Origin of the sequence: Nocardia pseudovaccinii, from assembly GCF_050942345.1 — a bacterium.
Taxonomy (GTDB): domain Bacteria; phylum Actinomycetota; class Actinomycetes; order Mycobacteriales; family Mycobacteriaceae; genus Nocardia; species Nocardia pseudovaccinii.
The window spans coordinates 1,599,100-1,622,670 of the sequence record NZ_CP192074.1; the positions used below are offsets into that span (position 1 = coordinate 1,599,100).

At 66.1% G+C, this 23,571-nt stretch carries 23 protein-coding genes; 10 read left to right on the forward strand and 13 right to left on the reverse strand.

The features are described 5' to 3' along the window. Positions 1-59: 59 nt before the first annotated feature. Complete coding sequence (gene metG, locus ACQPZ2_RS07150) at positions 60-1,619, reverse strand: methionine--tRNA ligase (RefSeq protein WP_433524821.1); 1,560 nt, start codon at positions 1,617-1,619, stop codon at positions 60-62. Positions 1,620-1,723: 104 nt separating this feature from the next. On the opposite strand from metG, the gene ACQPZ2_RS07155 reads away from it, so the two are divergent. From ACQPZ2_RS07155 to rsmA, 3 genes are all read left to right on the forward strand, one after another. After that, positions 1,724-2,551, forward strand: a complete 828-nt coding sequence (locus ACQPZ2_RS07155) for a TatD family hydrolase (protein WP_433524822.1) — start codon at positions 1,724-1,726, stop codon at positions 2,549-2,551. A gap of 205 nt (positions 2,552-2,756) precedes the next feature. After that, on the forward strand, positions 2,757-3,884 hold the full coding sequence (locus tag ACQPZ2_RS07160; protein WP_433524823.1) for a transglycosylase family protein: 1,128 nt from the start codon (positions 2,757-2,759) through the stop codon (positions 3,882-3,884). A 31-nt stretch (positions 3,885-3,915) separates the two neighbouring features. Beyond that, positions 3,916-4,797, forward strand: a complete 882-nt coding sequence (gene rsmA / locus ACQPZ2_RS07165; RefSeq protein ID WP_433524824.1) for a 16S rRNA (adenine(1518)-N(6)/adenine(1519)-N(6))-dimethyltransferase RsmA — start codon at positions 3,916-3,918, stop codon at positions 4,795-4,797. An 11-nt stretch (positions 4,798-4,808) separates the two neighbouring features. Here rsmA and ACQPZ2_RS07170 read toward each other — a convergent pair whose 3' ends face one another. The 6 genes from ACQPZ2_RS07170 to ACQPZ2_RS07195 all read right to left on the reverse strand — a co-directional run bounded on the left by ACQPZ2_RS07170 (position 4,809) and on the right by ACQPZ2_RS07195 (position 8,808). Next, the gene (locus ACQPZ2_RS07170) at positions 4,809-6,041 is read right to left on the reverse strand and encodes a cytochrome P450 (protein WP_433524825.1); all 1,233 of its coding nucleotides are present in this window, start codon (positions 6,039-6,041) and stop codon (positions 4,809-4,811) included. Beyond that, on the reverse strand, positions 6,038-6,634 hold the full coding sequence (locus ACQPZ2_RS07175; RefSeq protein ID WP_433524826.1) for a TetR/AcrR family transcriptional regulator: 597 nt from the start codon (positions 6,632-6,634) through the stop codon (positions 6,038-6,040). Before ACQPZ2_RS07175 ends, ACQPZ2_RS07170 begins: the two co-directional genes overlap by 4 nt. 15 nt (positions 6,635-6,649) lie before the next feature. Next, positions 6,650-6,898, reverse strand: a complete 249-nt coding sequence (locus ACQPZ2_RS07180) for a hypothetical protein (RefSeq protein ID WP_433524827.1) — start codon at positions 6,896-6,898, stop codon at positions 6,650-6,652. A 60-nt stretch (positions 6,899-6,958) separates the two neighbouring features. Beyond that, positions 6,959-7,855, reverse strand: a complete 897-nt coding sequence (locus ACQPZ2_RS07185; protein WP_433524828.1) for a hypothetical protein — start codon at positions 7,853-7,855, stop codon at positions 6,959-6,961. Then, the gene (locus ACQPZ2_RS07190) at positions 7,855-8,061 is read right to left on the reverse strand and encodes a heavy-metal-associated domain-containing protein (RefSeq protein ID WP_063036709.1); all 207 of its coding nucleotides are present in this window, start codon (positions 8,059-8,061) and stop codon (positions 7,855-7,857) included. Before ACQPZ2_RS07190 ends, ACQPZ2_RS07185 begins: the two co-directional genes overlap by 1 nt. Positions 8,062-8,208: 147 nt before the next feature. After that, positions 8,209-8,808 carry a TetR/AcrR family transcriptional regulator gene (locus ACQPZ2_RS07195; protein WP_433524829.1) on the reverse strand — a complete coding sequence of 200 codons (600 nt, stop codon included), beginning with the start codon at positions 8,806-8,808 and terminating at the stop codon, positions 8,209-8,211. A 76-nt stretch (positions 8,809-8,884) separates the two neighbouring features. Here ACQPZ2_RS07195 and ACQPZ2_RS07200 point away from each other — a divergent pair, with 76 nt between their 5' ends. Together ACQPZ2_RS07200 and ACQPZ2_RS07205 are read left to right on the forward strand one after the other, a co-directional pair. Then, positions 8,885-9,655 (forward strand): SDR family oxidoreductase, encoded by a 771-nt coding sequence (locus ACQPZ2_RS07200; protein WP_433524830.1) that lies wholly within the window; start codon positions 8,885-8,887, stop codon positions 9,653-9,655. Between the two features lie 76 nt (positions 9,656-9,731). Beyond that, positions 9,732-10,667: a 4-(cytidine 5'-diphospho)-2-C-methyl-D-erythritol kinase gene (locus ACQPZ2_RS07205; RefSeq protein ID WP_433524831.1), complete on the forward strand. Its 936-nt coding sequence runs from the start codon at positions 9,732-9,734 to the stop codon at positions 10,665-10,667. A 12-nt stretch (positions 10,668-10,679) separates the two neighbouring features. Here ACQPZ2_RS07205 and ACQPZ2_RS07210 read toward each other — a convergent pair whose 3' ends face one another. Beyond that, positions 10,680-11,594 carry an LLM class flavin-dependent oxidoreductase gene (locus tag ACQPZ2_RS07210; RefSeq protein WP_433524832.1) on the reverse strand — a complete coding sequence of 305 codons (915 nt, stop codon included), beginning with the start codon at positions 11,592-11,594 and terminating at the stop codon, positions 10,680-10,682. A 311-nt stretch (positions 11,595-11,905) separates the two neighbouring features. Between ACQPZ2_RS07210 and ACQPZ2_RS07215 the strand changes: the two genes are divergently transcribed. Further along, positions 11,906-13,768, forward strand: a complete 1,863-nt coding sequence (locus ACQPZ2_RS07215; RefSeq protein WP_433524833.1) for an ABC-F family ATP-binding cassette domain-containing protein — start codon at positions 11,906-11,908, stop codon at positions 13,766-13,768. Here the strand turns inward: ACQPZ2_RS07215 and ACQPZ2_RS07220 are convergent, their stop codons facing one another. After that, positions 13,769-14,692 carry an Abi-alpha family protein gene (locus ACQPZ2_RS07220; protein ID WP_433524834.1) on the reverse strand — a complete coding sequence of 308 codons (924 nt, stop codon included), beginning with the start codon at positions 14,690-14,692 and terminating at the stop codon, positions 13,769-13,771. Continuing rightward, on the reverse strand, positions 14,689-16,011 hold the full coding sequence (locus tag ACQPZ2_RS07225) for a hypothetical protein (RefSeq protein WP_433524835.1): 1,323 nt from the start codon (positions 16,009-16,011) through the stop codon (positions 14,689-14,691). Before ACQPZ2_RS07225 ends, ACQPZ2_RS07220 begins: the two co-directional genes overlap by 4 nt. 331 nt (positions 16,012-16,342) lie before the next feature. Between ACQPZ2_RS07225 and ACQPZ2_RS07230 the strand changes: the two genes are divergently transcribed. Continuing rightward, positions 16,343-17,224, forward strand: a complete 882-nt coding sequence (locus ACQPZ2_RS07230; RefSeq protein ID WP_433524836.1) for an Abi-alpha family protein — start codon at positions 16,343-16,345, stop codon at positions 17,222-17,224. Positions 17,225-17,324: 100 nt separating this feature from the next. Continuing rightward, positions 17,325-17,879, forward strand: coding sequence for a nuclear transport factor 2 family protein (locus ACQPZ2_RS07235; protein WP_433524837.1), 555 nt, complete (start codon positions 17,325-17,327; stop codon positions 17,877-17,879). Positions 17,880-17,889: 10 nt separating this feature from the next. Here ACQPZ2_RS07235 and ACQPZ2_RS07240 read toward each other — a convergent pair whose 3' ends face one another. Further along, positions 17,890-19,533 carry a peptide chain release factor 3 gene (locus ACQPZ2_RS07240; protein WP_433524838.1) on the reverse strand — a complete coding sequence of 548 codons (1,644 nt, stop codon included), beginning with the start codon at positions 19,531-19,533 and terminating at the stop codon, positions 17,890-17,892. Between the two features lie 301 nt (positions 19,534-19,834). Between ACQPZ2_RS07240 and ACQPZ2_RS07245 the strand changes: the two genes are divergently transcribed. Both ACQPZ2_RS07245 and pth read left to right on the forward strand, forming a co-directional pair. After that, positions 19,835-20,446, forward strand: coding sequence for a 50S ribosomal protein L25/general stress protein Ctc (locus tag ACQPZ2_RS07245; RefSeq protein ID WP_433524839.1), 612 nt, complete (start codon positions 19,835-19,837; stop codon positions 20,444-20,446). Between the two features lie 24 nt (positions 20,447-20,470). Continuing rightward, positions 20,471-21,052, forward strand: a complete 582-nt coding sequence (gene pth / locus ACQPZ2_RS07250) for an aminoacyl-tRNA hydrolase (protein ID WP_387293381.1) — start codon at positions 20,471-20,473, stop codon at positions 21,050-21,052. A gap of 18 nt (positions 21,053-21,070) precedes the next feature. On the opposite strand, the gene ACQPZ2_RS07255 is transcribed toward pth, so the two are convergent. Further along, positions 21,071-22,708, reverse strand: coding sequence for a fatty acyl-AMP ligase (locus ACQPZ2_RS07255; protein ID WP_433524840.1), 1,638 nt, complete (start codon positions 22,706-22,708; stop codon positions 21,071-21,073). A gap of 124 nt (positions 22,709-22,832) precedes the next feature. Beyond that, on the reverse strand, positions 22,833-23,513 hold the full coding sequence (locus ACQPZ2_RS07260; RefSeq protein WP_433524841.1) for a lysophospholipid acyltransferase family protein: 681 nt from the start codon (positions 23,511-23,513) through the stop codon (positions 22,833-22,835). Positions 23,514-23,571 lie beyond the last annotated feature (58 nt).

Consider the following 23,571-nt stretch of genomic DNA (forward strand, 5'->3'; position numbering starts at 1 on the left):
GTTATCCCAGATGCGGTAGCCGCCTGGAACGCCTCGCGCTACGTATCGCCTTCTGCTGATTACTTCTTCGGCTCCACGTAGCGCGGGTAGACCGCTTCGGGCTCGGGCAGCGGGGTGCCCGGGACCAGCGGGGTCGCGATATCGGCGAAGGTACGGTTCTGGCTGGCAAGCAGATCCAGGATCTTGCCCGCCGACTCCGGCACCACCGGCTGTACCAGAATCGCCACGATGCGCAGCAGTTCGATGGTCACGTAGAGCACGGTCGCCTCGCGGGCCAGCGACTCCTCGGTGCCGGTCTTGGCCAGCGCCCACGGCGCCTCAGCGGAGAAGTAGCGGTTGGCCTCACCGAGCGTCAGCCAGATCGCCTCCAGCGCCAAATGCATTTGCTGGGTATCGAATTCGGTGCGGCAGCGCTCCAGCAGGCCGTTGGCGCGGTCGAGCAGGGCGCGATCGGCCTCGGTGAATTCGCCCGGTGTCGGCACCACACCGCCGCAGTCGCGCGCGACCAGCTTCAGGCTGCGCTGCACCAGATTGCCGAATTCATTGGCCAGATCGGTATTGATCCGCCCGACGATCGCCTCATGGCTGTAGCTGCCGTCCTGACCGTAGGAGATCTCGCGCAGCAGGAAGAACCGCACCGCGTCCACGCCGTACTCGTCGACCAGCGCCAGCGGGTCGACCACATTGCCGACCGACTTGGACATTTTCTCGCCCTTGTTGTACAGGAACCCGTGCACGAAAACGCGTTTCGGCAATTCGATCCCGGCCGACATCAGGAACGCGGGCCAGTACACGGTGTGGAACCGGGTGATGTCCTTACCGATGATGTGCACGTCGGCGGGCCAGAACCGCTGGAACGCAACGGATTCCGTATCCGGGAAGCCGACGCCGGTGATGTAGTTGGTGAGCGCGTCCACCCATACGTACATCACATGATCGGGATGGCCGGGCACCGGGACGCCCCAGTCGAAGGTGGTGCGTGAAATGGACAGGTCCTTCAGACCCGCCTTCACATAACTCACCATCTCGTTGCGAGCCGTTGCGGGCGCGATGAATTCGGGATGTTCGTCGTAGAGCGCGAGCAGCTTGTCCTGGTAGTTCGACAGCCGGAAGAAGTAGTTCGACTCCTCGGTCCAGGTGACCGGCGTCTTCGATTCGGTCGAGATCCGGGTGCCGTCCTCGAGCAGTGTCGTTTCTTCCTCGGTGTAGAACGCCTCGTCGCGCACCGAGTACCAACCCGAGTAGTTGTCCAGGTAGATATCGCCGTTGGCGAGCATCCGCTCCCAGATCGCCGCGCTGGCCACCTGGTGGTCGTCATCGGTGGTGCGGATGAAGCGGTCGTAGGAGATGTCGAGCGTCTTGTCCATCGCCTCGAACACATCCGAGTTGCGCGCCGCGAGCTCCTCCACCGGCACCCCCTCGGCCACCGCGGTCTGCTGCATCTTCTGCCCGTGCTCATCGGTGCCGGTCATGAAGAAGACGTCATAACCGTCGAGCCGCTTGAAGCGGGCGAGGGCGTCGGACGAGATGTACTCGTACGCATGCCCGATGTGCGGCGCACCGTTCGGGTATGCGATGGCCGTTGTGATGTAGAAGGCGGGGCGGTCGGCTGGGCTCATGGTGTGTCTACTGTAATGCGCGTGGATTCCGACGCTCACGTGAATATCCCTGGACGCGATTGCCGCAGTCACGCGCCCGGGTTCGGTGCGGCCGGAGTTCGCCGATGAGCGCCAAACGGGCCGCGCCCGAGCTGCCGGAACCGCTCGCGCCGCTGGTCGACGCGCATACGCATCTGGATGCCTGCGGGGCGACCGATGCGGAGTCGACGGCGGTGATCGTGGATCGTGCGGCCTCGGTCGGGGTCGGCCAGGTGGTCACCGTCGCCGATGATCTGGCCGCGGCGCAGTGGGCCGTACAGGCCGCGAGCTGGGATCGGAGGGTGTTCGCCGCCGTGGCGCTGCATCCGACGCGGGCGAATGCGCTCGACGATGCGGCCAAGGCCGAACTGGAGCGGTTGGCCGCCGACCCGCGCGTGGTCGCGATCGGCGAAACCGGCCTGGATTACTACTGGCCGGGCAAGCTGGAGGGCTGCGCCGATATCGAGGATCAGGTCGAGGGCTTCCGCTGGCATATCGACCTGGCCAAACGTCTGCGCAAACCGCTGATGATCCACAACCGCGAGGCCGACCACGATCTGCTGACGGTACTGCTGGACGAGGGCGCTCCGGAAACCGTGATCTTCCATTGCTTTTCCTCGGACACCAATATGGCGATGTCGTGTGTCGCCGAGGGGTACATCCTCAGCTTCTCCGGCACGGTGAGTTTCAAGAACGCGCACGAATTGCGCGAGGCCGCCAAGGTCGTGCCCGATGACCAGATCTTGGTCGAAACCGATGCGCCATATCTCACGCCGCATCCATTCCGTGGCGCACCCAACGAATCGTATTGCCTTCCCTACACCGTGCGCGCCCTGGCGGAATTGCGCGACCAGGATCCGGTGGCCCTCGCCGAAATCACCACCGCCAATGCCCGCCGTATCTACGGCATCTGAATTCGAGATCAGGTGGAATCGCGAGTGGCGCCCAATTTCACCTGATCTTGTTTCACATTTGGGCGGGTAAGTGTGTCCTAGGTCACTTTGGTCGGCACGTTTTGTGATTTACCTGCGGCGTCGATATTCGTTTGTGATATTGATACCCGCCGGTCGTAACACGACGGTTGTAGACCGCTGACCCCTTCGTTATCGTACTGTGACCATGTCTCCATTCACGAGGATCAACCAGTCCCGCTCGCCGCTGCTGTACGCGGCGGTTGCGGCGTTGCTGGTGACGCTGATCGTCGGTGCCGCGATGGCGATCGTGAACCGCAAGACGGTCACGGTCGTCGTGGACGGTGAGCAGATGACGCAGACCACCATGTCGCGCAACGTCAGCGGGGTGTTGAAGGCCGCGGGGTTCGATGTGAACGACCGCGACCTGGTCCGGCCCGCGCTGGCCGCGGCGATCACCGATGGCGCGACCATCACCTACAACCGGGCGCGCGAGGTCGCGATATCGCTGGACGGCAAGCCCGAGAAGGTGTGGTCGACCGGTCTGACCGCGGGCGACGTGGTCGACCAACTGCACCTGCCCCGCGAGGTATTCGTTTCCCCCGCCCGCAACGAGAAGTTGCCGCTCGAGGGCGCCGCGCTGCAGATCGCCAGCCCGCGTTCGATATCGCTGCTCGACGGCATCGGCAATCCGGTCGATGTTCGACTGGCCGCGCCGACCGTCGGTGAATTCCTCACCGCGGCGGGCATTCCGCTGATCGAGCAGGACACCGTCGAGCCCGCGGCGACCACGCCGCTCACCGATGGGCTGCGGATCGTGGTGACCCGCCAGCGCGTCGAGAACAAGGTCGAGACGGTGCCGCTGGATCCGCCGGAGAATGTGATCGAGGATCCGACCCTGAATATGAGCCGGACCGTGGTGGAGAGTCAGGGCGCGCCCGGTGTGCAGGACGTGACGTTCGCGGTCACCATGGTCAATGGCCAGGAGGTCAGTCGGCGGCCGATCGCTTCCAATGTGAAGGTGACGGCTCAGCCGAAGACGGTCCGCAAGGGGGCCAAGCCCGGTACCGAGGTGCCGCCGGTGCGTGACGGTGATATCTGGGATGCGCTGGCCCGCTGCGAGTCCACCGGTAACTGGGGCATCAACACCGGCAACGGCTACTTCGGCGGCATCCAGTTCGACCAGGGCACCTGGGAACGTCAGGGCGGTCTCAAGTACGCCCCGCGCGCCGACCTGGCGACCCGCGAAGAACAGATCGCCATCGCCGAAGTCACCCGCGCCCGCCAGGGGTGGGGTGCCTGGCCCGCCTGCACGAGTCGCCTGGGCATCGGCTGATCACAGCGGGCGGGTTGATACGTTGTCGGACGTGTCCGAACCCGATATTTCCGCCCGTGGGAGTGCTGCGCTGCTGGGGCCCGCCGAGGTGCGGGCACTGGCCGAGCGACTCGGCGTGCGGCCGACCAAGCAGCTCGGACAGAACTTCGTGCACGACGCCAATACGGTGCGGCGGATTGTCGCGGCGGCCGGGGTCGGGCGCGGGGATGCGGTGCTCGAGGTCGGGCCGGGCCTCGGTTCGCTGACATTGGCGCTGCTCGATGTGGTGGATTCGGTCATCGCCGTCGAGATCGATCCCGTTCTGGCGAAACATCTTCCGGTGACCGTCGCCGATCGCGCGCCGGAACTGGCCGGGCAGTTGACCGTCGTGGAGGCCGATGCGCTGCGGGTTCGTGCGGACAGACTGCCTGCTGCGCCGTCGGCGCTGGTGGCGAATCTGCCCTACAACGTCGCCGTGCCGGTGCTGCTGCACCTGCTCGCCGAATTGCCCAGCATCACAACCTCATTGGTGATGGTGCAGGCCGAGGTCGCGGACCGTCTCGCCGCCGAGCCCGGCAGTCGCGTCTACGGCGTCCCGAGCGTCAAGGCGGGCTTCTTCGGCACCGTTCGCCGCGCGGGCGCGGTGGGCACCCAGGTGTTCTGGCCGGTGCCCCGGGTCGACTCCGGCCTGGTCCGCATCGAGCGCTACGCCGAACCGCCGTGGCCGATGGACGAAGCGCACCGCCGCCGCGTCTTCGAGGTGGTCGACGCCGCCTTCGCCCAGCGCCGCAAAACCCTCCGCGCCGCCCTGGGCAGCTGGGCCGGTTCTCCCGCCGAAGCCGAACGCCGCCTCGTCGCCGCCGGAATCGCTCCGACCGCCCGCGGCGAAACCCTGGACACCGCAGCCTTCGTCCGCCTCGCCGCCCAGGCGTGAGCCCCGAAGGTTCAACCCGCGTGTATCTCGTTGCGGGTGAAGGTGATCGGTTGGGTGCGTAGACCGCGCAGGACGGGGCTGGCTATCCGCTCGGGCGCTCCGGCCGGAGCGATATCGGGGATACGGCGGGTGATTTCCGCGATGGCGGCGGTGGCTTCGATGCGGGCGAGGGCGCTGCCGATGCAGTAGTGGATGCCCGCGCCGAAGGCCAAGTGGTCCTGGATATTCGGGCGGTCCAAACGGAATTCGTCCGGGTCCGGAAATCGGCGCGGGTCGCGGTTGGCGGAGCCGATCAGCGGCAGGACAAAGGCGCCCGAGGGAATCGTCGTGCCGCTCAGTTCGATATCCGTGCGCGCGACGCGGAGCAGACCTTGGCCGGGACCGTCGAAGCGCAGCGCCTCCGCGACGACAGCAGCGGCCAACTCGGGATTCGCACGGACCTGATCGCGGAGATCTGGGCGGTCGAAGAGGGCGAGCATGGCGTTGACGATGAGGTTGGTTGTCGTCTCGTGGCCGGCGACCAGCAGTAGGACGCAGAAGTTGACGGTCTCGGGAAGCGTGAGCGCCTCGTCCCCGGTGCCGGTGATAAGCAGGCTGATCAGGTCGTCGCCGGGTGCGCGGCGGCGTCGGCGAATGGTGCGGACAAAGAACCAGGAGATGGCGATCGCGCTGCGGATCATCTTGGTTCGGCTGCCGCCGGTGAGCAATCCGTCGACCAGTTCGTCGGACCAGCGTTTGAAATCGTCCTGGCGTGCCGCGGGCACGCCCAGCATTTCGGCGATGATTGTGGCGGGCAGTGGTGAGGCGAGATCGCGGACCAGATCTGCGGGTCGGTCGGCGGCCAACATATCGTTCATCAGCTGTGCGGTGACCTCGCGGATCCGGGGCTCCCATTCGGCGATCCGGCGCGGGGTGAACACGCGGCTCACCTTGCGCCGCAACATCGTATGGTCCGGCGGATCGCTGGTCAGCATTACCCGGATGGCGGGTATTCCAGCGAATAGGCGACGCAGCAACTTCGGTGGCTGCATGCTCGGATTGAACGGATCGGAGTCGATCGCGGAGACCGCGGAGGAGAACCGCTGGGCGTCGCGCACCACGGTGCGTACGTCGTCGTAGCGGCTGACCAGCCACAGGTCCGGGTCGGTCGAGTGGTGTACCGGCGCTTCGTCGCGTAGTCGCGCGTAGTTCGGATATGGATCCGCGATGACGGCTGGATCGTTGAGATCGAAGGTATAGGTCATTGTTTCGCCCCCAGTGCGGTGAGTAGGGAATCAACCCATTCGGCTACGAACCTTCCGTCGTCCATGTCGAAGGGTGGATGGTGGTAGACGTTCGACATCACCCAGTAGTTCTCGATCGCACCGAGCCAGACGGCGGCCGTCGCCTCGAAGTCGCGCTCGGGCAGACCTTCCTGCGCGGCACGTTCGGTCATCCAGTCGGCCAGATACCGATACGAGGGCGTGAACAGTCGCTCCCTGGCCTGCGACATCACCTCGGGGAACTGTTCGCTCTCCTTCATCATGACCCGAATCAGATTGCGCCAGTTCGTCATCAGCAGCAGCGAGCCGCGCGCCACCAGAACGAGTTCGGCCCGCAGATCGCCCAGCGGAAACATCGACGCCAGCGCGAAGCCGGTCTGCGCCAATTCGACCGCGCCCGCGACGGCCGCCGCGAGCACCTGCTCTTTCGACCCGAAATGGGTGTACAGCGCCCCGGAACGCGGCGAAAGTCCGGCCGCCTCCTCGATCGCCGCCACGCTGGTGGCCGCGTAACCCTGTTCGGCGAACAAGCGCAGCGCTTGGGCGACGATGCGATCCCGAGTACCGTCTGCCACGGTTTCCCCAATCAACTACTTGGATTTCCCAAGTGTGCGCTTGGAATCCGTATCGGGCAATGGCGAAGGATTGCCGGACTGGTCGGTTTCTGTGGCGGGTGAGGCGGGATCATGCGCGGCGTTATCCGAGCGGTTCGCTTGCGGGGGTGTCGCCGCGAGCGAAACAGATTGTGGATAACCAACTTTTGCCTTGTTGGTCGCGGAACCGGATTCATGTGCCGCGGCAATCAATTCGCGCGTGTCGCCACACTCCGCGTGCCGCATGAAAAGCGCAGGTCATCGCGCCGAATGCCAGCTCGAGCATGGGCTGGTCGGCGCATACGGTCAGGGGTGACCGCCACCCGGATGGTGTCCACCATCGGATGTGGATGGCGCTGTGGATGATTCGACGCGCGCAGTGAACTCGGCGGTATGTACGACACCGCCGTGGGAGAAGTCTAGATACAACCGAAATACGCCCGCACTCGGGGTCTGGGCATGGAAGCCGACCTCCGGACCGGCTGGGGTGCGGCCGATTTCGCCCTGCGGATGGACGTGCAGGTAGGCAAGGTCGTTGGCCCGCAAGACCACAAGATGTGCGTACGCGCCGAGATACGGCTCGAGGTCTGTCACCGGCGCGCCGTCGCGCGTCACGGTGAAACGAAGTTCGCTGCCCGCGGTGCTCGGATCGCCCGCCATGCGCACTTGGTAGCCGTCCACCGTCGCCGACCGGGACTCGGATGGAAGTGGTTGGAGCTCGGCTGGTCCCGCGACCGTCACGGCCCGGCTCAGGACCAGATCGCCGGGTCCCCGTTCTGGGACGAAATCGGCGAAGACGCGATAGGTGCCGGGCGCTGTCCAATTCCAATCGATCGACCAGGTGCCCGTGTCGTCCATGGTCGGGTGCACGTGCCGATATCCGGTGGTATCCGAGCGGACCACGATCAGGTGCAGCTTCTTGTCGTGCTGGGTGGTGAATCGGGTGACCGGAGCTCCGTCCGGTCCGGTGATCCGAAAATGCAGGGCCCCGGCTCGATTCGGATCGGTGGGCGCGCTCAGGTCGGTCAGGGTGTAGCCGGATCGCGAATCCGACAGCCCGGTGTCCTGTTCGGTGTGCGCCATCGCGCCGTGGTCCGGTGTCGATCCGGTCGGATCGCCCACCAGGGCGCCGATACCGAGTGCGACACCGAACAGCGCGACGAGACCGCCGCCGACCGCGGCGAATCTCAGCCGGGCCTGCATCAGACGGCGACCTCGTATCCCGCCTCGTCAACGGCGGCGACGATATCGGCGTCGGCGAGCGGTGCGGTGCTGTCCACCCGGACCGCACCGCTGGCGAGGTCGACGTCCACGCTGGTCACGCCATCGATCTTGCCGATCTCCGTCTTGACCGAGCTGACGCAGTGTCCGCAGGTCATCCCCGTGACGGTGTAGGTGCTCGTGGCCATCTCCGACTCCTTCGCTCACATTCGATAATACGGTGCGGGGGTATCCCCGACGCAAATCAACATACCCCCGGAGGGTATTGAACGCAAGGGTGAGTTGCGTCGAGGTTCCGTCGATCAGTCGCCGCAGAGGTCTGGAAAGTTCCCGAATCAAACGGCGGAAGACCAACCGTGCATGGCCATTTCGGCAACCCGCTCGAGTTCCGTGGCGCTCGCGCCATCTCGGGCCGCCTGCGACATGCCCTGCATGACAGTGCCGACATACCGCGCGAGCGTGGCCGCATCGGCCTCCGGCGGCAACGAACCCGCATCGATATCAGCCTGGATGCGCGCGGCGAAGGCCGCCACATTCCGGTTGCGAAGCGCGCGCAGCATGTCGGCGATCTCGGTGCTGGTGGTGTTGAGTCCCGCGCTGATCACCAGGCAGCCGTGCGGGCAATCGGGCCGGGTGTACTCCGTCGCCGCCTCGCGCAGGATGCGATGAATCGTCGCCTCGGCGGTCGGCTCCTCGGCGAGCGCGCGCGGGATGAAGCTGCCGTAGCGCGTGCCGAAGACCTGCACCACCTCGTTGAACAGCGTCGCCTTATCGCCGAATGCGGCGTACAGGCTCGGCGCGCCGATGCCCATCGCCGCGGTCAGATCGCCGATCGAGGTCGCCTCGTAACCGCGCGCCCAGAACAGGCGCAGCGCCTTTTCCAGCGCGGCGTCCCGATCGAACGAGCGGGGGCGTCCTCTGGCCGGTGCACTCATATCCGCATTTTATAGCGCTCGCTAGAGAATATGTTAACGTCCTTTCTGTAGTGACCGCTAGAGAAAGGAACCCGTCATGGGTGCACTGCTGCAAACCGGCCCGCTCGACGACAAGACCGCGCTGGTCACCGGCGCGAGCCGCGGCATCGGCCGGGCCATCGCGGAGCGGCTCGGCCGGGACGGGGCGCGGGTCGCCGTGCACTACAACGGCAATGAGCAGGCGGCGAAGGAAACCGTTGCCGCCATCGAGGCGGCGGGCGGTTCGGCCTTCGCGATCAAGGCCGAACTCGGCGTGCCCGGAGATGCCGCGGCGCTGTGGGCCGCATTCGACGCACAGGCCGACGGCGTGGACGTCATCGTCAACAACGCGGGCATCGATGGCATCCGCGAACCGATCGGCGGCACCGATGAGGCCGCCTTCGACCGGGTCTTCGCCGTGAATGCGAAGGCGCCGTTCTTCGTCACCAAGCTGGGGCTGGATCGGCTGCGCGACGGTGGCCGCATCGTCAATGTCTCCACCGGCCTCACGCACGGGGCGAGAATGCCGCAGCTGATCGCCTACACGATGACCAAGGGCGCGATCGATACGTTCACCCAAACGCTGGCAAAGGAACTCGGCGCCCGCGGCATCACCGTGAATGCCGTCGCGCCGGGCGTGATCGATACCGATATGAACGCGAACTGGTTGCGCAATGCCGAGACCGAGGCGGTGGTGGCCGGAATGTCGCCGCTGAATCGAGTCGGCCAGCCTGGTGATATCGCGGATATCACCGCATTCCTCGCCTCGGACGATTCGCGGTGGATCACCGGACAGTGGATCGATGCCACCGGCGGGGCGCTGTTGTAACCGTCCGACACATGGGCGGTGAATGTCTCATCTCGACCTGAGCACCTGTCGTACCCACGGGATAGGCTTGAGCACCGTGTTGTCAGTTGTGCCAAGTCCCGTCATCGTGCGCGCGCCGTCCAAGGTGAACCTCCACCTAGGCGTCGGTGACGTGCGCGCGGACGGCTATCACGATCTGACCACCGTGTTCCAAGCCCTCTCGCTCAGCGACGATCTGGAACTAGCACCGGCTGCCTCGCTCACCGTGCGGGTCAGCGGCGAGGGCGCCGACGATGTGCCGACCGATCGCACCAATCTGGTGTGGAAGGCCGCCGTGCGCGTCGCCCATCTGGCCGGCCGCGCACCGCTGGTGGAAATCGCCATCAACAAGGGCATTCCGGTGGCCGGTGGCATGGCAGGCGGCAGTGCGGATGCCGCCGCGGCGCTGGTGGGCCTGAACGAACTCTGGGATGTCGGGCTGACCCGCGACGAATTGTTCACGGTCGCAGCCGAACTCGGCAGCGATGTGCCGTTCGCGCTGCACGGCGGAACGGCGCTCGGCACCGGCCGCGGCGAGCGGCTGCTTCCGGTGTTGTCCCGCAATACCTTTCACTGGGTACTCGCGCTGGCCAAGGGCGGATTGTCCACGCCCGCGGTCTTCACCGAACTCGACCGACTACGCGAGAACGGCACCCCGCCCCGGCTCGGTGAGCCGCAGGCGCTGATGCAGGCACTGGCTTCCGGTGACCCGAAACAGCTTGCGCCGCTGCTGGGTAACGATCTGCAGGCGGCCGCGCTGTCGCTGAAACCCGAGTTGCGACGAACATTGCGTGCGGGTGTTGGTGCCGGGGCGCTTGCCGGGCTGGTCTCCGGTTCCGGCCCGACCTGCGCATTCCTGTGTGACAGCGAGGACGGCGCGGTGGCGGTCGCGGCCGAACTCGCGGGGGCCGGTGTGTGCCGTAGCGTGCGCACGGCCAGCGGACCGGTGCCCGGCGCTCGCGTCATCAGCAGCGAGACGCCGGGCAAGCGCTGACAGTTTCGTCCGTTACGCGATGACGTCGGCGAGGCGGTCCACTTGGTCGGCGTCGCGGCCGTAGCAGTAGAGCATGACCTCATCCGCGCCGAGATCCTCGAATTGGCTGATGGCCGTGCGGATCTCGTCGGGTGTGGTGAGCATTCCGGCGAGCATGAACTCGGCGCGACCGCTGAATTCGTAGTAGGCGCCCATCGAGGTGCGGGCGTCTTCGATCAGGTCGGGTGCGCCGAGCGCGACATTGACCTGGGCGACAATGCGGGGCTCGCCCTCGCGGCCGTGTTCCTTCCAGGAGCGGCGGGCGGTGTCGAACAGGCCACCGGCCCACGACGGTGCTGCGGCGGCGAGAAAGCCACCACCCCAACGGCCGACGCGATCGATGGCGGCGGGCTGGAAACCGCCGAAGAGCAGTTCGGGTCCTTCGGGACGCAGCGGCGCGGGACCGATCGGTCCGCAGTCGGTGCCGTACGCCCGGCCGGACCACAGGCGGCGCATGATCTCGAGTTGTTCGTCCATGCGACGGCCGCGGGAGCGCAGTTCGGTGCCGGAGGCGATGTGATCGTCCGCGCGACCGCCGACGCCGAGGCCGAGCACCAGGCGGCCGCCGGACATGCGATCGAGGGTAGCGGCCTGCTTGGCGAGCAGCGACGGCTCGCGCAGTGGCGCGATGAGCACCTCGGTCTGCACCTTGATGCGGTTGGTGGCACCGGCGATCATGCCGAGCGCGACCAGTGGTTCGGGATTGTCGTAGACGAGCCGGTCGAGCAGACCGAGTGTGGAGAACGGACCCGCATCGGCGCGGCGGGCCCAGTCGAGCAGTGCAGCGGGATCGGAAATGGGCAGACCGAGTCCGACGTGCATGAGAACCTCCAGGGGTAGGTGAAACCGTGCCGCCCCACTCACCTCGATCTCGAGGCGGGGCTCCATTCTGCGGCTGTGTCTCAGGAGCGCCGTAACACCGTTCGTGACGAACGTTGTTCGCTACGGCGACTCTAAACGAACGTCGTTCGTAGCGCAAGTCTCCGAGACTCGACAGGGTTGCGCCTTCGCGGCGGACTGCGCTGATCAGGATCGGATCAGGCGGTCGGAGCGGAGAACAAGTGCGCGGCGTGCAAGTGGTCCTGGGCCGCGATACCTGGATGGACGCTCGGGCGTTCGGTGGGGCGGCGGGTGGTTCGGGATGCTCGGTACGCTTGCGCGGGGCGAGTGCTCGCCCGGCGCATGACTCGGAAGGATCCATGTCCAACCTGATCAATCTCGAACAGGTCTCCAAGAGCTTCGGTATCAAACCGCTCCTGGACAATGTTTCGCTCGGCATCCACGCGGGCGAGCGGATCGGTGTCGTCGGCCTGAACGGCGGCGGCAAGACCACCCTGTTGGAGGTGCTGACCGGTCTCGAGCCGCCCGACAGCGGCCGGGTGAGCCGGGTCGGCGGGCTGCGCATCGCGGTGGTGACCCAGCGCGGTGTACTTCCCGTGGGCGCGACCGTCGGATCCGTGGTGCTGGCCGGACTGGCCGATGACGCGATGACCCCCGGCGCGAGCGACGGGCACGGAGGCGGTAGCTTGCGTGACCACGGAGGGCCCCGGGAGCGCCGACATGAATACGGCGTGGCCGAGCATGAGTGGGCCTCGAATCCGCGCATCCGTTCGGTGATGGAGGGCATCGGGATCGAGGGCCTCGGTCTGGATACTTCGGTCGACAATCTCTCCGGTGGCGAGCGCCGCCGCGTCGCACTGGCCGCCGCGCTGGTTCGCGACCTCGATCTGCTCGTCCTGGACGAGCCGACCAACCACCTCGATGTCGAGGGCGTGCAGTGGCTGGCGCAACATCTGCTGGAGCGTCGCAGCGCGCTGGTGGTCGTGACCCACGATCGCTGGTTCCTCGACACCGTCGCCACCGACACCTGGGAGGTCGTCGGCGGCAAGGTCGAAAGCTACGAAGGCGGTTACGGCGACTGGATTTTCGCGCGCGCCGAGCGGGCGCGGCAGGCCGATGCCTCCGAGGCCAGGCGCGCGAATCTGGCGCGCAAGGAGCTGGCCTGGTTGCGACGCGGTGCGAAGGCCCGCACCTCCAAGCCGCGCTATCGGGTGGAGGCGGCCGAGGCGCTGATCGCCGATGTGCCGCCGCCGCGCGACAGCGTCTCGCTGGCCGCGTTCGCGCGAAAGCGCCTGGGCCGCGTCGTCATCGAACTCGAGGACACCACACTCACCACCCCGGACGGCCGCGAATTGGTGCGTGACTTGACCTGGCGCCTGGCGCCGGGGGAGCGGGTCGGCCTGGTCGGTGTGAACGGCTCCGGCAAGACGACCCTGCTACGCACGCTGGCCGGTGCCGTCGAACCCGCTGTGGGCAAACGCATTCAGGGACAGACGGTTCAGATCGGTTGGCTACGTCAGGAACTCGACGACCTACCGACCGATCTGCGGGTGCTGGAGGCGGTGCAGCAGATCGCGCAGCGAATCATGCTGGGCGATAAGGAAATCTCCGCAGGCCAGCTGGCCGAGCGTCTTGGCTTCACCCCGGCCCGTCAGCGCACCCCGGTCGGTGACCTATCCGGTGGCGAGCGCCGCAGGCTGCAACTGACCCGGATCCTGATGTCCGAACCGAATGTCCTGCTGCTCGACGAGCCGACCAACGACCTGGACATCGACACCCTGCAACAATTGGAAGACCTGCTCGACAACTGGGCGGGCACGCTGGTCGTGATCAGCCACGACCGCTATCTGATCGAGCGCATCTGCGACTCCACCTGGGCCCTGTTCGGCGATGGAAAACTCACCAATCTCCCCGGCGGCATCGACGAATACCTGAAGAAGCGCGCCGCATCGAGCTCGGCCGCAACGCGATCCACCGACGCCAAGTCCGCCGAAACCCCTGCGACCGACTCCGCTGCTTACCGTGCCGCGCGCAAGGAACTGGCCAAACTGGAGCGCGCCATCGACAAGCTCACCGAACGCGAGCAACGTCTGCACACCGCCCTCGCCGATGCGGCCACCGATCCGGACAAACTGATCACCCTGGGCACAGAGCTGAAACAGGTACTGGCCGAAAAGGAATCCGCCGAGGAGCGCTGGCTGGAACTGGCCGACGGCGCCTGATCAGCTGGTGCCGGAGACGCGCCCGTCCTGGACCACGACCGGCAGGCAGGTCTGCACGAAGTCCGCGCCGAAGCCCGTGAGGGCGATGCTGCGGTAGTAGACCTTCGTGCCGAAACCGGAGCGCTTCAACACTTCTCGGACCGGGGATTGGGCTTCGAGGAGTTGGTAGCGGTTCGGATTGCCCACCGGCTCCTTGACGAATTCGATCAGTCCGAGGCGGCGCAGGTTCGGCAGATACTGCTGGATCCGGTTGGGGAAGCGCAGGCCCGCGTGCTCACCGATCAGGTTGAGCCCGGAAATGATTCGCTCGACGCCGATGCCGCGCGGTCGTCCGGCGCGGATATCGATCGAGGGCTGCGGGCCGTCGAGATGCAGGAAGCGCAGGATGCGCGCCTCATCGGGGGTCAGCTCCTCGAGCATGCGCGCGAAGGCCGGGTGGGTTTCGTGGTGTTCGCCCTGCGTGCTCGCCGACAGCCGCAGCAGCGCGGCCCCCTGCTCACGCAAGGTGGGAACGGCATCGGACGTGGGCTGTTCGGGCGTAGCGGGCAGGCGCAACGCGCGCCGCACCGCGTCACGAACCTCCGCCTCCGCCTCCGCGAGCACCTCGCGCGGGGGAGTTCCCGCGATACTGCCGCGCACCACGGTGGCCCCGACGCCGAGTGCGGTGTCGATGCCCCACGCGGTCACCTCGGCGGCCGCGCTCACCGCGACCCTGGCAACCCCGGTGGTCGCGCGAACGGTCTTGCGCACCGAGCTGACCTGCCGCTTCGGCTCGACCGCACCAACGGGCAGGCGCGCGATCTCCGTCGATTGCCCGGATGTCGAGGACTCGGAAGTTCTTGCGGTTTCGGCCACTTCGGACTGCTCGGTTCGCTCGGAGCCCTGCCCGGCGGCCCGCAGATCGTCGCCGCCAGCTTCCGTCATAGCCATGTTGTCGCCACTCCCGTTCCGAAGATCAGGATGTGAGCGTATCCGGCGAAGAGCCCCAACACGCCGCCATGCAGAAAAAGGAGCCATTCGTCCTGTTTGATGGCCGATCGCAGCATATCCACGAAGTCGGGAGGCGAAAGCGCCGACATCTGTTTGGCGATGTAGTCGTTGATTTGCCTGCCCTGCTGGACATTGAAGTCCGGATCGGCGAAGGCGATCGGCGCGATGGACATCGCCTCGGTGGTCAGCGTCGACTGCAGCGAGTCGTACTCCCGGCTGCCGAGCATGAACTTCACCGCCGGTCGGGCCGGTCCGAGCGCCCGGTCCGCGGCCGGGCGCAGCGTGTCCTCGAGCATCTGCATGGTCCGGTCCGAGCGCGGGCCGTTCAGCAACTCGTCACCGATGTTGGCGACGGTCATCACCTGACTGGAGACCAATTCCGCATAGCCGTCGGTGATTTCGAGCTGCCGCTTGATCAGCAGACCCTGCCGCCACGGGCACCACCACTTCGGGTAGGCGGGCGCGAAGATCATATTCAGGCCGATCCAGTTGACCACCCAGCCGATGACGACACCGCCGATCGGCAGCACCACCAGCGACGACCAGCCGGTCACATGCAACACGGCGACCAGCACCACACCCATCGGCGCGCCGAAGTAGAAACCGAAGTTCTGCATGAACCGCAGTTCTTTGGCGCCGAGTACCTGGAAAAGGGTGTTGAGCAGATGCGGACGCGCCTGGAAATAACGGATGACCATCTGCTTGACATCGAGCAGCTGATCGATATTGGCGCCCAATTCCTCGGTCAGCTCGCGCAGAATGTCGGGCAGCTGCTGGCGGACCCGCGCGTGAATCATCTCGCGCACTCCGGTCGGCAGGTTGTACCAGAGTTGCGGATGTTCGCGGCGCAGGATTTCTTCGACTATGTCCTTGATCTGTGCGTCGGCGATAGTGGCGAGATGTTCGGCGAGCTTGTCCGGCTCCAGTTCGCGATAGAAGTCGGCGACGCTACCGAGTTTCGCCAGCCCCTTGTCCACCGCGATGCTCGCCATTTTGTCCGCGCGCGAGGGCACAATGCCCTGCCAGCCCATTCGGCCGTCGTAGCTCAGCAGCGGCAGCACCTGAATTCGCTTGGGCAGGAAGGGAAACAGTGCGCGCAATCCGGGTAAACGAATACCGTGGAAAGCAACCGGCTTGAACAACATCAGGATGCCGGTCCAGTTGGTGATGTATCCGATGATGCCAGTGAAAAGGGGGATAGTCACTAACTCCAGGAGGACCGTCGGGTGCACCCCGAAAACACTCTCCAACACGACACCCTCCTGCCGATATACCGGTGACCGCCGCCTCACCGGCAACCCAAACTAGCACCCAGTCGGCAGACGGACCCTACTGTGAGGTCTAGACGCCGGTCCATCGCGAGTGTCCCGGGCCACAGCGGATTGTCTGAGACATCAGTCACACTGTGTGTCCAGAATGTCGTAGTGTCAACCGGGGGCGGAGACAATGGCGACAATCACGCGTCCGACAGCAGGGGTCGGCGTGTTTGCTGGCCCACTCGGCTCGCGGTAAGGCATACCTGGAAGGCTGGCGGGCAATAATCTGTGGGCGTATTCGTTCACTTGGCAATACATCGGAGAGAACGTGACAGACGACAGGACCGGACAGGACATAGCCCGGGCCGGTTCCCGCTCGGTGGAGCGCAGCTCGGATGTCGAACAGCGGCAGATCAGCAATGAGGCGCGGCTGATTCGCGGTGTGTTCCGAGCGGCGGGGCTCGCGGCGGGCACCGTGGTGCGCGGCAGTCAGTGGGCCGTCGAGACGACCTATGAGGTGACCAAGGAAATCACCCAGGCCGCGCTCGACGGTGAGTCGTCTGCGGATATCGCTGAGCGCACCGGTAACGCGTTGCGCTCCATCGCGCGCAGCGCGCTCGGCGTCACCGAGGGGTCGGTGCGCGAAATCGTCAGCTACGTACCGACTTCCAACGGTAGCGCGCCGCAGCCCGCGCCGATCGGCATCGGAGCGCCGCTGCGCTCGGCCAGCAGTGACGAGTTGCGTCGCCGCGGCGATGCGCTGCTCGCTCGCTCGGCCGATGTCTACTTCACCGAGGACGTGCACCCCGCCTATGACCGGATCCTCGACGAGCTGGCTCCGGATGAGGCACGCATTCTGCGATTCATGGCATTGAACGGTCCGCAGCCGTCGGTCGATGTGCGCACCAACCGTCCGCTCGGCATCGGCTCGGAGTTGGTAACCGGTGATCTCACCTCGGTTCCGGAACAGGCCGGTGTCCGTTATCCGGACCGTGCCCGCACGTATCTGATCAATCTCAACCGCCTCGGCCTGACCCAGGTTTCCGAAGACCCGGTGGTGCTCAGCCGCTACATGGTGCTCGAGGTGCAGCCGGTGGTCGAGGCGGCGCTGAAGAAGGCCGGGCGTGCGCCCAAGATCGTGCGCAAGAGTCTGCGGCTGACCGAATTCGGCAGCGATTTCTGCAACACCTGCTTCACCATCGGAAACTGACCCGCCCGGTAGACCGCCGATTTCGGCTCGAAGTGATAGCAATCTGATACAAATCTCCCAATCTCCGTAGCGCGGCGACTTCGAATGGGATTGTTGAGTTATGGACCAGGATGCTGTGTCAGCGATCAGTCGCCTGAAGTTCAGGTATTTGCGCACCCTCGACACCAAGTCGTGGGACGAATTCGCGGACACCATGATCCCGGAGGCGACCGCCACCTACAGCGAATACCTGCAGTTCGAGTCGCGGGATGCGTTCCTCGCCTTCATGCGCAACACCCTCGGTCCGCACGTCATCACCGAGCATCGATGCGACCATCCGGAGATCGATGTCGACGGTGATAACGCTACCGGCACTTGGTATCTCGCCGATACCGTGCTGATACCGGCGCACAACATGCTGTTGCGCGGCGCGGCCTTCTATACCGATCGCTACGTCCGCTGCAATGACGGTCGCTGGCGCATCGCGCATACCGGATACGAGCGCACCTATGAGGTGGTGCTCTCGCTCAGCGATCTGCCGAGCCTGCGCCTGACCTCGAGTCGATGGGGGCTGATCACGCGCGAGGACGGCATCGCGTCGGTCGAGCGCGAGCCCGGCGCCACCCTGCTGGGGCGGGAGTCCGCACCGGAGGCCGCCGAGCCCGAAGCCGGGTGAACGGCGATCCCTAATCCGCCGCGGCGACCAGCGGCTCGAGCGTCAGCTTCGGATGCTCCTTCTCGATGTACTGCAACCGCCACTTATCGCTGAACAGCGCCAACAGCGCCCCGTCGGAGCGGGTGAACACCTCGACCCCGCGCTGCCGATCGAGTTCGGCCATCGACTCCGCATCGGTGCGCCGGGCCAGCGTGTAGGGCAGATGCTCCATATGCGTCTCGACATTGAACTCCGCGAGCATCCGCGCGGTGACCACCTCGAACTGCATCGGACCGACCGCCGCGAGCACGGGTGAGGCATCGCCGCGCGCGTCATTGCGCAGGACCTGCACCACGCCTTCGGAATCGAGTTGGTCGATGGCCTTGCGGAACTGCTTGTACTTACCCGCACTCTGCGCCCGCAGCACCGCGAAGTGCTCCGGCGCGAAGGACGGGATCGGCGGGAACTCCACCTTCTTGTCCACGAACAGCGTGTGCCCCGGCGCCAGCGCGGTGGCATTCACGAGGCCGACCACGTCACCCGGGTAGGCGGTGTCGACGGTCGAGCGCTCCCGTCCGAAAACGGTGAGCGCGTATTTGGTCGCGAACGGCCGACCGGTCTGCGCGTGCGTGACGACCATCCCGCGCTCGAATTCGCCGGACACGATCCGCATGAATGCGAGCCGATCCCGGTGTGCCGCATCCATTCCGGCCTGCACCTTGAATACGACCGCGCTGAACGGATCGGTGGTGTCGCGCGGCGTGCCGCCGATATCGGCGCGCGAGCCGGGCGCAGGCGCCAGCGCGACCAGGGTCTCCAGCAGTTGTCGCACACCGAAATTCAGCATCGCGGAGGCGTAGATGACGGGGGAGGTCTGCCCGGCCAGGAACATTTCCTGGTCGTGGTCCTGCCCGGTGGCCGAGAGCAGTTCGCTCTCCTCGGCGGCGGTCGTCCACGCCTCCCTCTCGCGGGTCGCGGCCGATTCCGGATCTATCGATTCCTCCGGCGCGATGGTCGCGCCACCCGCGGTCCGAGTGAAGTGGATGTATTCGACGGCCGCGCCCTCGGGACCGCGGCGTAGCAGACCGCGGAAGTCACCGGCGATGCCGACCGGCAGGAACAGCGGCGTCGGGGTGAGGCCGATCCGCTCGCTGATCTCGTCGAGCAGTTCCAGCGGCGCGCGGCCAGGACGGTCCCATTTATTGATCACGGTGACGACCGGGATGCCGCGATGGCGACACACCTGGAACAACTTCAGTGTCTGCGGCTCCAGCCCCTTGGCGGCGTCGATGAGCATGACCGCGGCGTCGACGGCCGTGAGCACGCGGTAGGTGTCCTCGGAGAAATCCGAGTGGCCGGGGGTGTCGACCAGGTTGATGACGTTATCGATATCGGAGCCCGCGGCGCGGTAGTTGAACTGCAGCGCGGTCGAACTCACCGAGATGCCGCGCGCCTTCTCCATCTCCATCCAGTCCGACACGGTGGACTTGCGTCCGGCCTTGCCGTGGATCGCGCCCGCCTCGGAGATCATCCTGGCGTGCAACGCCAGCGCCTCGGTGAGCGTCGACTTGCCCGCGTCGGGGTGGGAGATCACCGCGAATGTGCGTCGCCGGGCGACCTCGGCGGGCAACCCACGCGGGGCGGGCGTGACGACACCCTCAGTGGAGGCGGTCAACTGCAACAACCTTTCAGACGGCCGATCGGCAACCGCTCCAGCGTACGCGACCGGGGTGACGACAATCCGGCCAGTCCGACCACCCGATTCAGCTGGACATAAACACTTGCGCTATGGTGTTCGGGTTGTCTCGGCGAGGGTGACCGCAGACGTAATGCGTTCACCGTGATCGACGCGGCTCGGCTCTCGGCCGTCCTCGTTCGGTCTTCGCCCGACGAGTAGACCAACCATTTGCCAGGGGGGAAACAGTCCCTGGCGCACTGTTGACAGCCCGGAAGAGCCGTAGGGAGTAGATCCAGTCATGTCCGACGCCAACCTTCTCGAAGCCGCCGTCCGCACGGAGTTCGGCAAGGGCGCCGCCCGCCGCACCCGTCGCGCGGGCAACGTTCCCGCCGTGCTGTACGGCCACGCCGCCGACCCGCAGCACCTCTCGCTCAACGCCCAGGCCTTCGCCGCCATCCTGCGCGAGCACGGCACCAATGCGGTGCTGAACCTCGTCATCGACGGCAAGAAGCAGCTCGCGCTGACCAAATCCGTTGTGGTGCACCCGATTCGCCGTTACATCGAGCACGCCGACCTGCTGATCGTCAAGCGCGGCGAGAAGGTCACCGCCGATGTGAACGTCACGCTGACCGGTGAGGCCGGTGCGGGCACCCTTGTCACCCAGGACGCCACCACGCTGTCCATCGAGGCCGACGCGCTCAACATTCCGGAGGCCATCGAGGTCTCGATCGAGGGCGCCGAGGCGGGCACCCAGATCACCGCCGGTGCGATCGACCTGCCGAAGGGCGTCACCCTGGCCGGTGACCCGGAGGCGCTGATCGTCAACATCATCGCCGCCCCGGCCTCCGCGCAGGAGACGGAGGAAGCCGCCGCTGCCGCGGCCGAGGCCGCCGCCGAGAGCGCCGAGTAAGAACTCCCCGGATCGGTTGTCCGAATGACCGAATCCTCGACCGGGCCCGCGCTCGTGGTCGGACTTGGCAACCCAGGTTCGGAGTACGAGCGCACCCGGCACAATATCGGCTTTCTGGTCGCCGACGTGCTCGCACAGCGCGTCGGCGGCCGTTTTGCTGTGCACAAGAAGTCCGGTGCGGATCTCTTGCAGGCCAGGCTGGACGGGCGTCAGGTCTTGATCGCCAAGCCGCGCTCGTTCATGAATCTGTCCGGACGCTCGGTCGCGGCGCTGGCGAAATTCTTCTCGGTGCCGCCGACCGAGGTGATCGTCGTGCACGACGAATTGGATCTGCCGTTCGGTCAGGTCCGGCTCAAGCGCGGCGGGGGTGAGGGCGGGCACAACGGATTGCGTTCGGTCTCCAGTGCCCTGACCACCAAGGACTATCTGCGCACCCGCATCGGCATCGGCCGCCCGCCGGGTCGCCAGGACCCGGCGGACTACGTGCTCAAACCGTTTTCGTCGGTGGAGCGCAAGGAAGTGCCGGTGATCGTCGAGCAAGCCGCGGACGCGGTCGAACTGCTACTGCGCGTCGGGCTCGAACCGGCCCAGAATCAACTGCACTAGGCCGAGTTCGACTGCGGCTCAGTGCAGGTGGATCGCGGTGGCGGAGCGGCGCAGCTTGCCCGAGGAGGTTTTCGGGAGGGCACCGGGGCCGAGCACTGCGACGGTGCGCGGGCGGGCGCCGACTTCGGAGAACACCGCGTGCACGATTTCGCGTTCGATGCGCTTGACCTCATCGGCATTCTGGTGGTCGTTGCTTTCCACCACGACGGCGAAGCTTTCGCGTTTCTCACCCGCGTCCAGGCGGACCGCGACGGCATTGCCGGGACGCACCCCCGCCACGCGCATAGCGGCACGCTCGATATCGGTCGGGTAGATATTGCGACCGCCCATGATGATGACGTCCTTGATCCGGCCGCACACCACGATCAGACCCTCATCGGTGAAGTAGCCGATATCGCCGGTGTCGAGCCAGCCGTCGGCATCCTGCGCCGGGCGGAACCCGTTGACCGTGACATAGCCGGAAGTGACCGCGGGACCGCGAAGTTCGATCACGCCGACGGAACGGGTCGGCAGCGGCTGGCGCTCCGCATCGACGACCCGGCCCTCGAGATTGTCGACCAGATAGCCGAGTGTGGGCATGCGGCGGACATTGCCGTGGTGATCGTGGGTGGGCACAGCCTTGCCAAGCGCCTCGAGCAGATCGGCATCGATGATGTCGAGGACCTGTCCGTGTCCGGGATCCGGAACCGATACGGCCAGTGTGGTTTCGGCCATGCCGTAGACCGGGGTGAGCGCCATCGGATTGAGCCGGAAGCGTTTGCCGGCCGCGGCGAGGTTCTCCATGGTGTCCGGATCGACGGGTTCGGCGCCGTTCCACATGTATCGGACGCTGCTGAGGTCGTAGGCGCCGTCCTCGGCCTGCTTGAGCCGTCGAGCCAGCAGTGAGTACGCGAAATTCGGTGCCGCCGTGACGGTGCCGCGGTACTTGTCGATCAGTTCGGCCCACAGCAGTGGACGCATCAGGAAGTCGATCGGCGTCACGCAGACCACTTCGGCGCCGAATTGCATGGGGACGCTGAGGAATCCGACCATCCCCATATCGTGGAACAGGGGCAGCCAGCTGATCATGACATCCTCGTCGAGCTGGAACTTCACCCGATCGAACATGGCGTAGGCGTTGGTATAGAAGTTGCCGTGCGTGATCCGCACCGCCTTCGGCGATCCGGTCGAACCGGATGTCAACTGCTGCAACGCGATATCGGTCTCGACGGTCGGCACCGGATCGATCTCCGGGCACTCGCGCAGCTGATCGATGCGCACCACGGTGATGCCGCGCTCGCGCAGCAGTGGTTCGGCGGCCTCGAAGGGCGCGCCGAGTACCACCGCGCGCGCCTCGATCATCGACAGCACGGTCTCGGTATCGCGGGCCCAGACCACCAGATCTGTGCGCGGCGTCGGCTGATGCAGCATGGTGATCGACGCGCCGCGCATCCAGATGCCCTGACAGGCCGGTGCGATATCGACCGGCATCCCGGCCAGCACGCCTACCGCGTCACCGTGTCCGATGCCGGCTTCGGCCAGTCCGCCCGCCATCCGCCGGGCGATTCGATGGATCTCACCCCAGGTCTGCCGAAACGGCGCGTTGGGCTCCCCGGTCACCAATCCGCGACCCGAGGTTTGTGCCGTTGCGTACATCTCGTCGGTGAACCTGCTCAAAGTCCAACTCCCTTGTCACCCCGATGCGGTGGCCGGACATGGGTGAACCGGCCTGCTCCCCAACTATCCCGCCAATTCGTCCCCGCGTTAACCATTCCGAGGACACGCCCGTGTCGCGGTGGTGTTATGGGCGATTCGAGAAAGTTGCCGCGTAGCGATCGACGTAGTCCCGGCCGGATCGAGTGGCCAATTCCCGCATCAGTTCGTCGGTCGCGGCGCGGACCTGGCCGGTGTCCGGCGCCGGGTGGTTCGGGGCGGGCTGCGGGTAATAGCGCGGCGTGCCGAAGCTGATGCGCACTTTGCCGAAGCGCGGCAGCCGGTGACCGCGCGGATTCACCTTGTCGGTGCCCGACAGCACGGCCGGGATGACCGGAGCGCCGGTGGCCATGGCGACGCGCAGTGCGCCGGTGCGGCCGCGGTAGATGCAGCCGTCCGGGGAGCGGGTGCCCTCCGGATGGATGGCCCAGACGTCGCCGGATTCGAGGATTTTCGTCGCGGCGGTCAGTGCGTCCGCGGCGGCGGTGCCGCCGGTGCGGTTCACCGGGACCTGACCCGCGACGGTGAAGAACCAGCGTTGGAACCGGCCCTTCAATCCGGTCCCGGTGAAGTACTCCTGTTTGGCCAGGAAGGTGACCCGGCGCGGCAGGGCCAGCGCGAGATACATCGAGTCGAGCATCGCGACATGGTTGGCCGCGATGATTACCGGTCCGGTGCGGGGTACGTGCCGCAGCCCTTCCACCTCAGGGCGGCCGAGCAGCCGCAGCAGGGGGCCGACCAGAACGTACTTGAACAACCGGTACCACACATGAGCCTCCGAGAAATTGTCGTAGACGATGTCTACAGCAGAGAGTAGACATCGTCTA